Source organism: Dactylosporangium sp. NPDC005555 (assembly GCF_040605635.1).
In the GTDB taxonomy this organism is placed as follows: Bacteria; Actinomycetota; Actinomycetes; order Mycobacteriales; family Micromonosporaceae; genus Dactylosporangium.
Window position 1 is genome coordinate 35,552 of the sequence record NZ_JBEXDG010000010.1, and the last position, 12,840, is coordinate 48,391.

12 protein-coding genes are annotated in these 12,840 nt (G+C 72.9%); 4 read left to right on the forward strand and 8 right to left on the reverse strand.

The window, feature by feature from the left end:
• Positions 1-3: 3 nt before the first annotated feature.
• From ABZS58_RS13780 to ABZS58_RS13815, 8 genes are all read right to left on the reverse strand, one after another.
• Positions 4-1,002: an SMP-30/gluconolactonase/LRE family protein gene (locus tag ABZS58_RS13780; RefSeq protein WP_354781088.1), complete on the reverse strand. Its 999-nt coding sequence runs from the start codon at positions 1,000-1,002 to the stop codon at positions 4-6.
• Between the two features lie 109 nt (positions 1,003-1,111).
• Positions 1,112-3,475 carry a DUF4132 domain-containing protein gene (locus ABZS58_RS13785; RefSeq protein ID WP_354781090.1) on the reverse strand — a complete coding sequence of 788 codons (2,364 nt, stop codon included), beginning with the start codon at positions 3,473-3,475 and terminating at the stop codon, positions 1,112-1,114.
• Positions 3,472-3,858: a hypothetical protein gene (locus tag ABZS58_RS13790; protein WP_354781092.1), complete on the reverse strand. Its 387-nt coding sequence runs from the start codon at positions 3,856-3,858 to the stop codon at positions 3,472-3,474. The genes ABZS58_RS13785 and ABZS58_RS13790 overlap by 4 nt, the downstream gene beginning before the upstream one ends.
• A gap of 33 nt (positions 3,859-3,891) precedes the next feature.
• The gene (locus ABZS58_RS13795; protein WP_354781094.1) at positions 3,892-4,977 is read right to left on the reverse strand and encodes a VWA domain-containing protein; all 1,086 of its coding nucleotides are present in this window, start codon (positions 4,975-4,977) and stop codon (positions 3,892-3,894) included.
• Positions 4,977-5,939 (reverse strand): VWA domain-containing protein, encoded by a 963-nt coding sequence (locus ABZS58_RS13800; protein WP_354781096.1) that lies wholly within the window; start codon positions 5,937-5,939, stop codon positions 4,977-4,979. The genes ABZS58_RS13795 and ABZS58_RS13800 overlap by 1 nt, the downstream gene beginning before the upstream one ends.
• Before the next feature lie 85 nt (positions 5,940-6,024).
• Positions 6,025-6,933: a DUF58 domain-containing protein gene (locus ABZS58_RS13805; RefSeq protein WP_354781098.1), complete on the reverse strand. Its 909-nt coding sequence runs from the start codon at positions 6,931-6,933 to the stop codon at positions 6,025-6,027.
• A 2-nt stretch (positions 6,934-6,935) separates the two neighbouring features.
• Positions 6,936-7,928, reverse strand: a complete 993-nt coding sequence (locus ABZS58_RS13810; protein ID WP_354781100.1) for a MoxR family ATPase — start codon at positions 7,926-7,928, stop codon at positions 6,936-6,938.
• Positions 7,929-7,957: 29 nt separating this feature from the next.
• On the reverse strand, positions 7,958-8,848 hold the full coding sequence (locus ABZS58_RS13815; protein WP_354781102.1) for a trypsin-like peptidase domain-containing protein: 891 nt from the start codon (positions 8,846-8,848) through the stop codon (positions 7,958-7,960).
• A gap of 241 nt (positions 8,849-9,089) precedes the next feature.
• On the opposite strand from ABZS58_RS13815, the gene ABZS58_RS13820 reads away from it, so the two are divergent.
• From ABZS58_RS13820 to ABZS58_RS13835, 4 genes are read left to right on the forward strand one after another with little or no spacing between them, the layout of a single operon-like run.
• Complete coding sequence (locus tag ABZS58_RS13820) at positions 9,090-10,007, forward strand: ABC transporter ATP-binding protein (RefSeq protein WP_354781104.1); 918 nt, start codon at positions 9,090-9,092, stop codon at positions 10,005-10,007.
• Complete coding sequence (locus ABZS58_RS13825; RefSeq protein WP_354781106.1) at positions 10,004-10,849, forward strand: ABC transporter permease; 846 nt, start codon at positions 10,004-10,006, stop codon at positions 10,847-10,849. Before ABZS58_RS13820 ends, ABZS58_RS13825 begins: the two co-directional genes overlap by 4 nt.
• A 52-nt stretch (positions 10,850-10,901) precedes the next feature.
• Entirely contained in the window at positions 10,902-12,104 is a 1,203-nt protein-coding gene (locus tag ABZS58_RS13830) for a sensor histidine kinase (protein WP_354781108.1), read from the forward strand.
• Positions 12,101-12,766 (forward strand): response regulator transcription factor, encoded by a 666-nt coding sequence (locus ABZS58_RS13835; RefSeq protein ID WP_354781110.1) that lies wholly within the window; start codon positions 12,101-12,103, stop codon positions 12,764-12,766. The genes ABZS58_RS13830 and ABZS58_RS13835 overlap by 4 nt, the downstream gene beginning before the upstream one ends.
• Positions 12,767-12,840: the final 74 nt, after the last annotated feature.

Below are 12,840 nucleotides of genomic sequence, written 5' to 3' on the forward strand. Positions count from 1 at the left end.
GTCTCACCCTGATGCGGCGTGCCCGCCGGCGCCGGGTGACTCCAGCACGACGACGTCGGCCTCGGTGAGGCTGCCGGCGACGACGGTGCCGTCGCGTTCGGCGACCGAGGTGACGAAGCCGTAGGAACCGTCGGTGGTGCGCAGGTCGTGCACGAGGCGGCCATCGAGATCGAAGGCCATCACCCAGGCGATCGGGACCGCCTTCGGCTTGACGGCGGCGGGCAGATTCCACACCAGCAGCCGCAGGAACCCGGGCAGCGGCAGGAGCCGGTCGAGCAGCGCGTTGCGTGGCGCGGCGATCGCGACCCACAGCAGCCCGTCGCTGCCGAGGCTCATGTTGTCCGGGAACCCCGGCAGGTTCTCCACCAGGGGCTCGACGCGCCCGTCCAGCCAGAACCGCGAGATCCGGTACCCGGCGGTCTCCGCGAACAGCAGACACGACCCGTCGGGCGCGAGGACCAGGCCGTTGGCGAACTTCAGGTCGCTCAGCAGCGTGGTGACCGTGCCGTCGGGGTCGCGGCGGATCAGCCGTCCGGTGCACGAGTGCTCGAACATGTCACCGAGGTGATGCTCCAGGCTCCACCGCGCCGTCGACGTGGTGAACCAGATCGTGCCGTCCGGCCCCTGCACGACGTTGCTGGCGAATGTCAACGGCTCGCCGTCCACGGTGCCGACCAGCACCTCGACGGCGCCGTCCGGGGTGACCCGCAGCAGGCCGCGGTCGTGGTCACAGACCAGGACGCCGCCGTCGGCGCACGGCTGCACCCCGAGGGGCCGCCCGCCGGTCTCGGCGACGACCGTGTGCCCGCCGACGGGGCCGATGCGCAGGACCCGGCCGTCGCCGGTCCCGGTGACCACACAGCCGTGCGCGTCGAACATGACGTCCTCGGGTCCACGCCCGCCGGTCGCCAGCCGCCGCGCCACCACGAACTCGCCCGTCGCCCCGGTGCCGGGCACCGCGGACGGCCGCCATCGCCGCGGCGTGATCCAACGACGGGCCATCCCAGCACCCTACGACGCTCCGACCGCGGCCGCCACCAAGGGCCGACGCCCCGGGACCCGGTCCGCTTCCGGCGCGGCGCACCGCCGGGGACCCGCGACGGCGGGCCGGTCAGGCGAGCTGGCGGAGGATCGACTCGTCCTTGATCTTGTGGTCTTCGGCCAGGAGGAGGGCCTTGGACAGCACGATCGACAGGATCGTGTCGCCCTCGAAGGGCAGGAAGCGCACGCCTGAGGGTTTGGCGGTGTTCGTCGGCACGACGCACAGGTAGCGGTCGTTCGGGGACATGAGGATGTTGCCGCTGCCGATGTGGATGCGGTAGGTGTGCCGGGTGCCGTCCACGACGAGGTAGTGGCCGTCGAGCCGGGCCTTGTCGCGGATCTTCAGCTTGGGCAGCAGATGCTCCAGGACCTGGCGGCGGACCTGCCCGTTGGAGGTCAGGTCGCCGAACGCGACCGACTGCCAGTAGTCGAAGCGCGGGTCGTCGGTGCCGCGGTCGGCCCACGTCGGGTCGGTGGCGATCGAGGTGACGCCGACGAACAGGTCGACGTCGCGCATCGCCTCGGCGAAGACGCGGGCCGGCACCTCCGCCAGGGGGACCTCGTGGCGGGTCCGGCCGCGGCCCCGCTCGAAGCGGACCTGGTCCGTCGCGCAGAACTGCACGGGGTCGCCGCCGCCGTCGGTCGCCTGGTCGTGGTGGAACACGGCCGTCAGGTCCGCCGAGGGGAACTCCCGTTTCGCCTCGCCCGAGTAGCCGCCGTCCCAGCCGCCCAGGTAGTTGCTGCCCCACCGGCGTTCCTTCATCAGCGCGTACGCCTGCTGGTACCGCAGGATGTGCGCCGCGAACCGGTTCGAGTAGGTGCGGGTCTCCTCCTCGGCGGGGGTCAGCAGGTACACCTCCCGGAACGCCTGCTTGAAGGGCTGGTGCAGCTCGTCGGCGAGGATGCGCGCGCGCCAGGCCCGCACCTGCTCAGGGTCCGCGTCCACGGGATGCCACAGCCGGATCCGCGCGCCGACGTCCGGGTCGGCCGCGTCACCGCCGGCCAGGGTGAAGCGACCGTCCGCTCGCGGCAGGCCGGTGTACCGCCGATCGCCGTCGACCACCGTCCACAGCAGACGGCCGGCGAAGACCCCGGTGACGGGGTGCTCGAGGTAGCGTTCGCGCCACGTGTCCAGGGGCCAGTCACGGTCCTCGACGAGCAGGTCCTCGAGGCGCTGCCGCTCGTCGGCGAGGGCCTTCTTCAGGTCGGCGGTGACCCTGCGCACTTCGGCGGCGGCCTCCGGGTCGACGTCCGCGGGCGGTTTCGTCGTGGTCGTGCCGTCGAGCTCCCAGGCGACCCGGACCCGTGCCCGCTCGTCGACGGAGATGACGGCGGTCCGGACGCGCCGCTGCCGCTGCCGGTCGAGGCCGCAGTCGGGGATGGTCAGCTCCGTGAGCTCCGAGCGGCTGACACCGGCGGCGGTGGCGGCCTCGTCGAGGGCGGCGGCGATCTGCTTGAGCTTCCCGCGGTGCCGGTTGCGCCGCTGCATCCTCACGAGCGCGGCGATCGCCTCGGGGTCGGCGCGCCGGCCCAGCACCGCGTAGCAGGCGTTGAGCGGCTTCGGCTCGTGCAGGGTCGGCTCCAGCGACAGCACGAGCGGGACCAGCCACGGCTCGCCGGACACCTGCGCGGCCCACAGCAGCCCCCGCACCAGTTCGGCGTTGTCCGCGCTGACCCGCATGGTCATGTCGGCGTACCACTGCCGGACCATCGCGGGCGGGCAGGTGTGCGCCAGCTGGAGCAGGTGGTGCACCAGGGCGACGAGCGGGCCGTCCAGCAGCTCGCCGGTGCGGCGCAGCCACGCCTTCGTCGGCCGCGGCCCGGACGTGAGGGTGAGCGCGTGGTCGAGCAGTCCGGCGATCGCGGCGGCGTCCGCCGGCGCTGCCCGCAGGTGCTCGACCGCCGCCCGGCTCCAGCCGTCCTCGACCCGGATCCGCCCGGCCCAGGCGGCCGCGCCGTCGGCGGCGTTGTCCGCCAGCCACATCAGCCGCCGCAGCAGCTGCGCACGCTCGGTCGCCTCTCGGAGCGCGGACGTGTCGACCAGCTTCTGCGCCTCCCGGAAGCACTCCACGAGCGTGCTCCGACCGTCCAGGTCCAGCGATTCCGCCGCGACGGTCGCGACGCGCGCCACGGTCACCACCGAATACTCCGACGCCTGATGGGCGAGGCCGAACAGCAGCTCGACGTCGACCGGCGTCCACGCCGGCCGGCGGTTCGCCAGAGCGGGGAAGAGACGCGCCGCCTCCCACGCCCAGCCGCGGTAGTTCGCCGCCCGTTCGGCGAGCGCGACGACGACCGAGCGGAGCTGCTCGTCGTCGAGGTCGGGCAGGACGCGGTGGTGGAAGTGCTCGACGGCGTCGGCGTTGAGGCCGGGCGCGTCCGGGAGCACCCGCGCGGCCCGGTCCCGGTGACCGGCCAGGAGCTCGGTGTTCATCCGCCGACCAGCTGGACCAGGCGGATGAACACCACGTGGGACGCCTCGTCGAGGGCCAGTTCCTCGTCGAGGTCCTCGACCTGCCGGTCGCCGACGAGGACGAAGAACGCGTTGCGGCCGAAGGCGGCCACGGCCGCGTCGGCCTGCTGCTCCCAGTCGATGCGGGCCGGGGCCGGCATGAGGTACCCGTTGAGGTCCGCCTCGGCCGCGGTCGGACGGACCAGGCCCTGGAAGCGTTCGACCGGCCGGGCGTTGAACCGCGCGACCTCCTCCCGCACCCGCAGGCGGATCAGCTCACGGAGCCGCACCGGCCCGGAAACGTCCAGCTCCAGGGCGCTCAGGACCCGTCCGGTCGCCGTCTCGTCCTGGATCTTCACGCGCACGGACCGGAGCGTAGGCCAACCGGGCTGGTCCTGTCACGCGCCGCCGGGTGGTCTCGGCCGCGGGAGGCGGGTGCGGTTCCACCACTGGGCGAGGCCGACGGCGGCGAGGATCAGCGCCGCGCCCGCCAGGGCGAACCATGAGGTCAGTTCGGTCTCCTTGCGCTGCAGGGTCACCTGGCTGGGCAGGTCGCGCAGGACGTCGCCGAGCGATTCGGCGTCCTCGGCCTTGAAGTACTTGCCGCCGGTGGTCTCCGCGACCTTGGTCAGGGTGCCCTCGTCCATGTCCTGGAAGCGGCCACGGCCGCCGCCGAACCCGCCGCCACCGCCGGGGCCGCCGCGGAACTGGCCGCTGCCGCTGCTGATCTGGTCGCTGGAGCAGACCATGGGCGAGGGGGTCGAGGTGCCGAAGCCGATGGTGTACACGCGCAGGCGGCGGGCCTCGGCGGCGGCCGCGGCGGTCATCGGGTCGACGCCGTCGGTGTTGCGGCCGTCGGTGAGCACGACGATCGTGTCCGGCTCGTACTCGCCGGTGTTGACGCCGTCGTCGGGGACCTCGACGCCCGTGGGCGCGACGTCGGGGTTGATCTCGGCGATGGCGTCGATGGAGGCGAGGATGGCGAGGCCGATCGCGGTTCCGCGGGACGTGCGCAGCCCGTCGACGGCGTCGAGGAGCTGCTTGGTGTCGGTGGTCGGCGGGACGATCAGGCCCGCGATGCCGGAGAAGGCGACCAGGCCGATCTTCGAGTCGCCGTCGTGGTCACGGATGAAGTCGCGGGCCGCCTTCTGCGCCGCGGTGAGCCGGTTGGGCGGGACGTCGGTGGAGCACATGGAGCCGGACACGTCGATGGCGAGCAGGATCGTGGCGGCGCTGTCGGGGACCACGACGGACGCCTGCGGACGGGCCGCGGCGGTGCCGGTGACGAGGAGGCCTGCGGCGAAGAGCCACAACGGGATCCGGCGTTTCCATGATGTACGACCAGGCAACGCCGCCCGGATGAGTGCCACGCTCGGCAGCCGGACGGCGGCGCGCCGGCGGCGCCGGCGGGTCCACCAGCGCACGGCGAGGAGGAGGGGAAACGCCAGCAGCGCGGCGAGGGCCCAGGGCCATTGCAGTGACATCAGAGGATCCGTCCGAACCAGGTGGTCATCAGTACTCCCCCGATGGTCAGCAGCAGCACGGCGATCGCGGCGGCGGCGCCGGTCAGTTCGACCGGTTTCGTCTGCACGGTGAGCCTGAGGTCCAGCCCCTCGTACACGTCGTGGAGGGCCTCGGCGTTCTCGGCACGGTGGTAGCTGCCGGTGGTGGTCTTCGCGACCTCGGTCAGCAGCTCCTCGTCGAGGGACGTGGCGACCTGGAAGCCGTCGACCTCGACGGTGGCGCCGTCGACGGTGCCCACGCCGACGGTCTCGATGTGGACGCCGGCGGTCGCGGCGAGCTGGGCGGCGGCGACGGCGTCGGGGCCGCCGGTGTCCTCGCCGTCGGACAGCAGCACGATCGTGGCGTTGCCCCAGTAGCCGAGGTCGGCCGGTGCCTGGCCTTCCTCCGGCAGCGCGGCGGGCTTGCCGGCGATGACGGTGAGCGAGGCGAGGATCGCCTGGCCCAGCGACGTGCCGCCGTTGATCTGGAGCCGCTTGATCGCGGCGACGGTGGCGGCGTGGTCGTCCGACGGCTGCTGGGTGGTGAGCGCGCCCTCGTCGAAGGCGACGACGCCGATGCTGACGCTGTCGGGCTGCGCCTCGGCGAACTCGATCGCGGCCTTCTGCGCGGCGGCGAGCCTGGACGGTGCGATGTCGTCGGCGGCCATGCTGTTGGACACGTCGAACGCGAGGATCACCGTCCCGGCGGCACGCGCCACGGGCAGGTTCGCCTGTGGGCGGGCGACGGACAGCAGCAGCAGGGTCAGCGCGGCGAGGAACAGCACGGGCGGCAGGTGCCGCCGGAACCCGTCCCGGCGAGCGGTGGCGAGCCCGGCGGAGGCGAGGGCGACGCTCCGCTGCCGTTGCAGCCACCAGTACCCGGCCGCAACGGCAATGGCGACGAGGACGCCGGCAACGAGAACATAGGGATGCTGAAAGCTCATGCCGTCACCTCCGCTGCGCTCCGGCGCCGCCCTGAGCCGACACTGAGCCCCTGATTCGCGGCTCCTCCGCTGCGCTGCGGCCCGCTCATGCCCGCCGCCGTTTCGACCAGCGGACCATGTCGACCAGGGCGAGGAGCGGGTCCTCGTCGGTGGTGACGCGGTGCGAGACCACCCGGGCCTTGCGCATCGCCCCGGCGACGGCCGCCTCGCGGTCGTCGACCTGCTCGCGCAGCCGCTGCTGGAACATCGGGTCGCTGGTGTCGACGAGGACCTGCTCGCCGGTCTCGGCGTCCTCGACGAGGACCAGGCCCAGGTCGGGCAGGTCGAGCTCCATCGGGTCGACGATCCGGATCGCGACGACCTCGTGCCGGTGGGTGAGCCGGGACAGCGACGACTCCCAGTTCACGGCGTCGCCGCTGAGGAAGTCGGAGATGACGAAGACCAGGCTGCGCCGGCGGGCCTGGGCCGCGGCGAGCCGCAGCATCCCGTCGACGTCGGTGGCGGCGCCGCCGGGCTTGTCCTTCGACTCCTGCAGCGACGAGGCCGCCCGGGAGATCTCGTGCGCCAGCCGCAGCACGTGGGTGCGGCCCGTCCGCGGCGGGATGACCCGCTGCAGCCCGTTGTCGTAGAGGATCGCGCCGAGCCGGTTGCCGCCCTGGGTGAACAGCCGGGCGAGGCAGACGGCCAGCTCGGTGAGCACGCCGTCCTTGCCGCCCGCGCCGCCGAAGCGCATCGACGCCGACAGGTCCAGGACCAGCCACGCGGTGAGCTCGCGGTCCTCGGTGTACTGCCGCACGTAGGGCTCGTCGAGGCGGGCCGTCACGTTCCAGTCGATGTGCCGGACGTCGTCCTCGTGCGTGTACTCCCGCAGGTCGGCGAAGTCGATGCCACTGCCGCGGAACACGGTGCGGTAGGAGCCCTGCAGCTGCCCGTCGAGCCTGCGGATCACCTGCCACTCCAGGCGCCGCAGCAGACGGTCGGGTGCGCTCGCCACCGTCAGCGGCTTCCGCTGCTCACCGGGACCGGCACCGGCAGCGCCGCCATGACCCGGGTGAGGATCGTGTCGGCGGTGACGTCGTCGGACAGCGCCTCGTAGGACAGCACGAGCCGGTGCCGGAAGACGTCGAGCGCGAGCTCGGTGAGGTCGCGCGGGATCACGTAGTCGCGGCCGCGGATGTACGCCATGGCCCGCGCGGCGAGGACGAGGTTGATCGAGGCGCGCGGGCTGGCGCCGAAGCTGATGTACCGCGCGAGGTCGCCCTGCCCGACCTCCTCGGGCCGGCGGGTCGCGTTGGCGAGCCGGACCGAGTATTCGATCAGCGACGGGTCGACGTACACCTTCTCGACCTCGCCCTGCATCTGGATCAGCCGGGCGGGGTCGACGATCGCCTGCAGCAGCGGCAGCGGCGAGATGGCCCGCTCGACGATGACGAACTCCTCGGTCGGGCTCGGGTAGCCGACGACCACCTTCATCATGAACCGGTCGACCTGCGCCTCGGGCAGCGGATACGTGCCCTCGGACTCGATCGGGTTCTGGGTGGCCATCACCAGGAACGGGCGCGGGATGCGGTGCGTCTCCCGGCCGATCGTCACCTGCTGCTCCTGCATGACCTCCAGCAGCGCGCTCTGCACCTTCGCCGGGGCCCGGTTGATCTCGTCGGCGAGGAGCAGGTTGGTGAAGACGGGGCCGAGCGACACCTGGAACTCGCCGCTGAGCTGGTGGTAGACGCGGGTACCGACGATGTCGGCGGGCACCAGGTCCGGCGTGAACTGGACGCGGTGGAACTGCCCGCCGATCGCCGACGCCAGGGCCTTGACCGCGAGGGTCTTGGCGAGGCCGGGGACGCCCTCGACGAGGATGTGCCCGCGGGACAGCAGCGCGACCATGAGCCGCTCCAGCAGCGCGTCCTGCCCGACGATGGTCTTCTTGACCTCGTACAGGACCTGCTCGACGGCGCCGGTGATGCCAGTTTCGGATGATGTGTCCACGTATCGTCCTTACGTCTGCTGACGGGTCGTCACTGCTGCGGTGCCTGGTCTCCGCCGCCCGCGCCGAGTGCGGCGCCGATCGGCACGGCGAAGCCCACGCCGACGAAGGTGCCGGCGGACGTCGGGTTCGCCAGGGCCACGACGATCGCGATCGTCTCGCCCTTGGCGTTGAGGAGCGGGCCGCCGGAGCTGCCCGGGTTCACGGCCGCGTCGAACTGGATGAGGCCGGTGAGCTTGGTGCCGTCGGGGTTCGACGCGGTGCGCTGCAGGCCGGACACGACGCCGGCGGTGGCGCTGCTGGTGAGCCCGAGCTGGTTGCCGACGGCGATCACGGTGTTGCCGACGGCGAGCCGCTCGGAGTTGCCGATGACGGCGGGCACGAGCACGTCGGGCAGGCCCTCGGGGGCGAGCGCGGCGATGTCGATCGCCGGGTCGGCCTGCGCGACCTTCGCGGCGACCTGGGTGCCGTCGGCGAAGACGACCCGGATCGCGCCGGCGCCCTCGACGACGTGGTTGGCGGTCAGGATGATCCCCTCGGCGCTGGCGACGACGCCGGTGCCGGTCGCGGCGACGGTGTCACCGTCCATGGCCTGGATCGTGACGACGGAGGGGGCGACGGCCGCGTAGATCTGCGCGACGGTCGGCGGTCCCGACGGGGACGGCGACGCGGACGCCGACGGGCGCGGCTTCGCCGTCTCGGCGCCACCGCCACCGGCCTGGAACGCGACATATGCGGTCAATGCAAAGGCAAGGACGACGGCCGCGCCGAGCAGGACGCGCCGGTTCCTCAACCAGGGCAACGAAGGCCACCGCCGCCGGGCGCGTGGCGGGTCTTCGCCCTGGGCGAGAACATCGCCCTGGACGTGGAACTCGACCTCGATGTCGCGTGGAGCCTCGGGAGGCCTCCCGTTCGGGCGCATGCAGGTACCGTAACCACGCTTCCTGGGAAGTTGGTTAGAACTTTCTGCCAATGCTTCCCAGGTTCAGGCGGCTTCGAGCAGCAGCAGACCATGGCGGCGATCAGCTGGTCGGCGCCCCCGCCGCGACGGCCGTGATCGAATCGCGGCGGACACCGGTGTGGTACCGCGGTACCACCGCCGCCGCCGAAGATCGGACCGCGGTACGACGGACCGCTCCGATCCGGTCCATACGGTTCAAGGCATGATCGAGGCACAGCAACTGACGAAACGGTACGGCGACAAGACGGCCGTCGACGGGATCGACTTCACGGTCCGGCCCGGCGCGGTCACGGGCTTCCTCGGCCCGAACGGCGCCGGCAAGTCCACCACCATGCGGATGGTCGTCGGGCTCGACGCGCCGACGTCCGGCTCGGTGACGGTCAACGGCCGCCGGTACGCCCGGCACGCCGCGCCCCTGCGGGAGGTCGGCGCGCTGCTGGAGGCCCGGTCCATCCACCCGGGCCGCTCCGCGCAGGACCACCTGATGGCCCTCGCCCACACCCACGGCATCCCACGCGCCAGGGTCGACGAGGTCATCGAAATGACCGGCCTGCAGGCGGTGGCCCGCAAACGGGCCGGCGCGTTCTCCCTCGGCATGGGTCAGCGGCTCGGCATCGCGGCGGCGCTGCTCGGCGACCCGCAGACCGTCATGCTCGACGAACCCGTCAACGGCCTGGACCCCGAGGGTGTCCTGTGGATCCGGCGGCTGCTGACCGGCCTCGCCGCCGAGGGCCGCACCGTGTTCCTGTCCTCGCACCTGATGAGCGAGATGGCGCTCGTCGCGGACCACCTCATCGTCGTCGGCCGCGGCCGGGTCCTCGCCGACACCACCGTGCAGGACCTGGTCCGGGCCGCCGGCGGCGACACCGTCGTCGTGGCGAGCGCCGACCCGGCCCGGCTGCGGCACGTCCTGGCCGGACCCGGCGTCGACGTCACCGGACGGCCCGGCTCGGAGCAGCTGCAGGTGACCGGGCTGCCCGCCCGGGAGATCGGGCTGCGGGCCGCGGCGCACGGCATCGCGCTGTTCGAGCTGACCAGCAAGGCGGTCTCCCTCGAGGAGGCCTTCATGGACCTGACCAGGGACGCCGTCGAATACCACACCACAGTGAGGGCAGCATGACCACGACGATCGCCGCACCCCGGCCCGCGCCCACGCGGTCGCCGCTCCCCACCGGCCTGAAGGTCACCGGCCGCAGGGTCGCCCGCGCGGAGTGGGCGAAGCTCTGGTCGCTGCGCTCCAGTTGGATCACCCTCGGCGTCGGCCTGCTGCTCCTGCTCGCGTTCGGCACCATCGCCGCGCTGCAGTTCAGGTCCAGCCTCACGTCCGGCCGGCCGATGGACGCCGACTTCGCCGGCGCGACCACGCACACCCTCGCACTGTTCGGGGTGCCGTTCGCGCTCATCGCGCTCGGCGTCCTCGGGGTCCTCACCACGTCCGGCGAATACACCACGGGCATGATCCGCTCCACCCTGGCCGCCGTCCCGCGCCGGCTGCCGGTGCTGTGGGCGAAGGCCTCCGTCTACGGGGCCGTCGCCTTCGCCGTCGGCGCCGCCGGCGCGTTCATCGCCTTCGGCGTCGCCGGCGCGATCCTGTCCGGCACCCCCTCGGCGATGACCTTCTCCGACGACGGCGTCGTGGCGAGCCTGTTCGGCGTCGGCGTCTACCTGGGCCTCGTGGGTGTCATCGGGGTCGCGCTCGGCGCGCTGCTGCGCTCCTCCGCCGGCGGGATCTCCGCGCTGGTCGGCGGGTTCCTGCTGGTGCCGGGGCTGATGTCGCTGCTGCCCAGGTCATGGCGGACCGAGATCACCCCGTACCTGCCGAGCAACGCCGGCGAGTCGATCTACACGCTGACGCACGGGACCGGTTCGCTCTCGGCGGGTGCGGGGCTGCTGGTGCTGCTCGGCTGGACGGTGCTCGCGCTCGCCGGCGCGGCGTACCGGCTGAAGCGCTCCGACGCCTGAGCCTGTCGCTGAAGCGCCCCGACGCCCGAGCCTGTCGCAGGAGGATGGTCGCGTGAGCATCGAGGACGGCGTGGCATGGGTGCTGCGGACCGCACAGCGGGTGCGGCAGTGGGACGCCCGGCACCCGTGGGTGCTGGACGCCGGCGGGGTGTTCGGCGTGTTCGCCATGTTCGGCGCGCCGGACATCGGGGACCACCAGGACGGCGGCGGCCCGCCGATCGCGTGGACCGAGGCGTCCCTGCCGGTGATGCTGCTGCTGCAGGGTCTGCTGCTGCTGCCACTGTACTGGCGGCGCAGAGCACCCTTCGTCGCGTTCCACGCCGTCATGGCGGTGTTCCTGGTGCAGGTCGCGGCCGGGATCACGTTGCGGGCCGACGTCGCGGTCCTCGTCGCCGTCTACAACCTGGTGCTGCACGCGCCGCTGCGGCGGCTGCCGTGGGCGGTGCCGGCGCTGCTCGCGGCGTACGTGCTGGTCCTGGTCCGGCTGACGGACGCCGTGCGGCTGTGGGACGCGATGTTCTTCCTCGCGACCGTCGGCACCGCCGCCGTCGCCCTCGGCTTCGCGGTCCGGCTGCGCCGCGCCCAGGTGGCGGTCCTGCGGGACCGGGCGGTGCAGGCCGAGATCGAACGCGACCAGCGCAGCCGGCTCGCCGCGGCCACCGAACGCACCCGCGTCGCCCGCGAGATGCACGACATCGTCGGGCACAGCCTGTCGGTGATCGTCACGCTCGCCGACGGCGGCGCGTACGCCGCTGACACCGCACCCGAACGGAGCAAGGAAGCGCTGCACCTGATCGGCGACACCGGCCGCCGCTCCCTGGCGGAGCTGCGGCGCATGCTCGGCGTGCTCCGGGAGTCGACCGGCGAGCCCGAGCTCAGCCCGCAGCCCGGCCTCGGCGACCTCGACGCCCTGTGCGAGCGGGTGCGGGCCGCCGGCCCCCGCGTCGAGTACCGCAGCGGCGGCAAACTCGACGAGCTCGACGTCGGGGTGCAGCTCGCCGCCTACCGGATCGTGCAGGAGGCGCTCACCAACGCCCTCAAGCACGCCGGGGCGACGACTTCCGTCGATCTGACGCTGCGGGTCGACGGGTCGCGGCTGCGGATCACCGTGCACAACACCGGCACGTTCGACCGGCCCGTCGCCTTCGGTCACGGCCTGCTCGGCATGCGGGAACGGGCGGCCATGTACGGCGGGACCGTCACCGCCGGCCCCGCACCCGCGGGAGGATGGACCGTGGAGGCCGACCTGTCATGATCACCGTGCTCATCGTGGACGACCAGCCGCTGCAACGGCTCGGCTTCCGGATGCTGCTGGAGAGCAACCCGGACACCGAGGTCGTCGGCGAGGCCGGCACCGGCACGGAAGCGGTCCGCCGGGTCACCGACCTGCACCCGGACGTCGTGCTCATGGACGTGCGGATGCCCGGCATGGACGGCATCGAGGCGACCCGGCGGATCATCGAGGCCGGCGGACGCACCCGGATCCTGATGCTCACCACGTTCGACCTCGACGAATACGCGCACCAGGCGCTGCGGGCGGGCGCCAGCGGGTTCCTGCTCAAGGACGCCCACCCGGAGGAGCTCCTCGCCGGCATCCGGGCGGTCGCCGCCGGCGACGCGGTCATCGCCCCGGCGCTCACCCGGCGGCTCCTGGACGCGTTCGCGCAGCACCTGCCCGTGCCCGCCACGGGCGCCGCTCCGGATGATCCCCGGCTGGCCGCGCTGACCGACCGGGAGCGGGAGATCCTCGTCGCGATCGGCCGCGGCTGGACCAACGGCGAGATCGCCGAGCGGCTGGTCCTGTCGGAGTCGACCGTGAAGACGCACGTCGGGCGGGTCCTGGCCAAGGTCGGCGCCCGCGACCGGGTGCAGGCCGTCATCTTCGCGTACGACCTCGGACTCGCCCGGCCGTCCTGATGTCCTTTCCCGGCGATCCCGAGGCCGCGGAGGTCCGACTCGAAGCTCGGGTAGCCGCGTTCGTCCCATGGCCG

What these genes read in the sequence shown, in the direction of transcription:
- ABZS58_RS13780 (WP_354781088.1), bottom strand. Translation starts at nt 1,002, where the DNA reads ATGGCCCGTCGTTGGATCACGCCGCGGCGATGGCGGCCGTCCGCGGTG.
- ABZS58_RS13785 (WP_354781090.1), bottom strand. Translation starts at nt 3,475, where the DNA reads ATGAACACCGAGCTCCTGGCCGGTCACCGGGACCGGGCCGCGCGGGTG.
- ABZS58_RS13795 (WP_354781094.1), bottom strand. Translation starts at nt 4,977, where the DNA reads ATGTCACTGCAATGGCCCTGGGCCCTCGCCGCGCTGCTGGCGTTTCCC.
- ABZS58_RS13800 (WP_354781096.1), bottom strand. Translation starts at nt 5,939, where the DNA reads ATGAGCTTTCAGCATCCCTATGTTCTCGTTGCCGGCGTCCTCGTCGCC.
- ABZS58_RS13815 (WP_354781102.1), bottom strand. Translation starts at nt 8,848, where the DNA reads ATGCGCCCGAACGGGAGGCCTCCCGAGGCTCCACGCGACATCGAGGTC.
- ABZS58_RS13820 (WP_354781104.1), top strand. Translation starts at nt 9,090, where the DNA reads ATGATCGAGGCACAGCAACTGACGAAACGGTACGGCGACAAGACGGCC.
- ABZS58_RS13825 (WP_354781106.1), top strand. Translation starts at nt 10,004, where the DNA reads ATGACCACGACGATCGCCGCACCCCGGCCCGCGCCCACGCGGTCGCCG.
- ABZS58_RS13835 (WP_354781110.1), top strand. Translation starts at nt 12,101, where the DNA reads ATGATCACCGTGCTCATCGTGGACGACCAGCCGCTGCAACGGCTCGGC.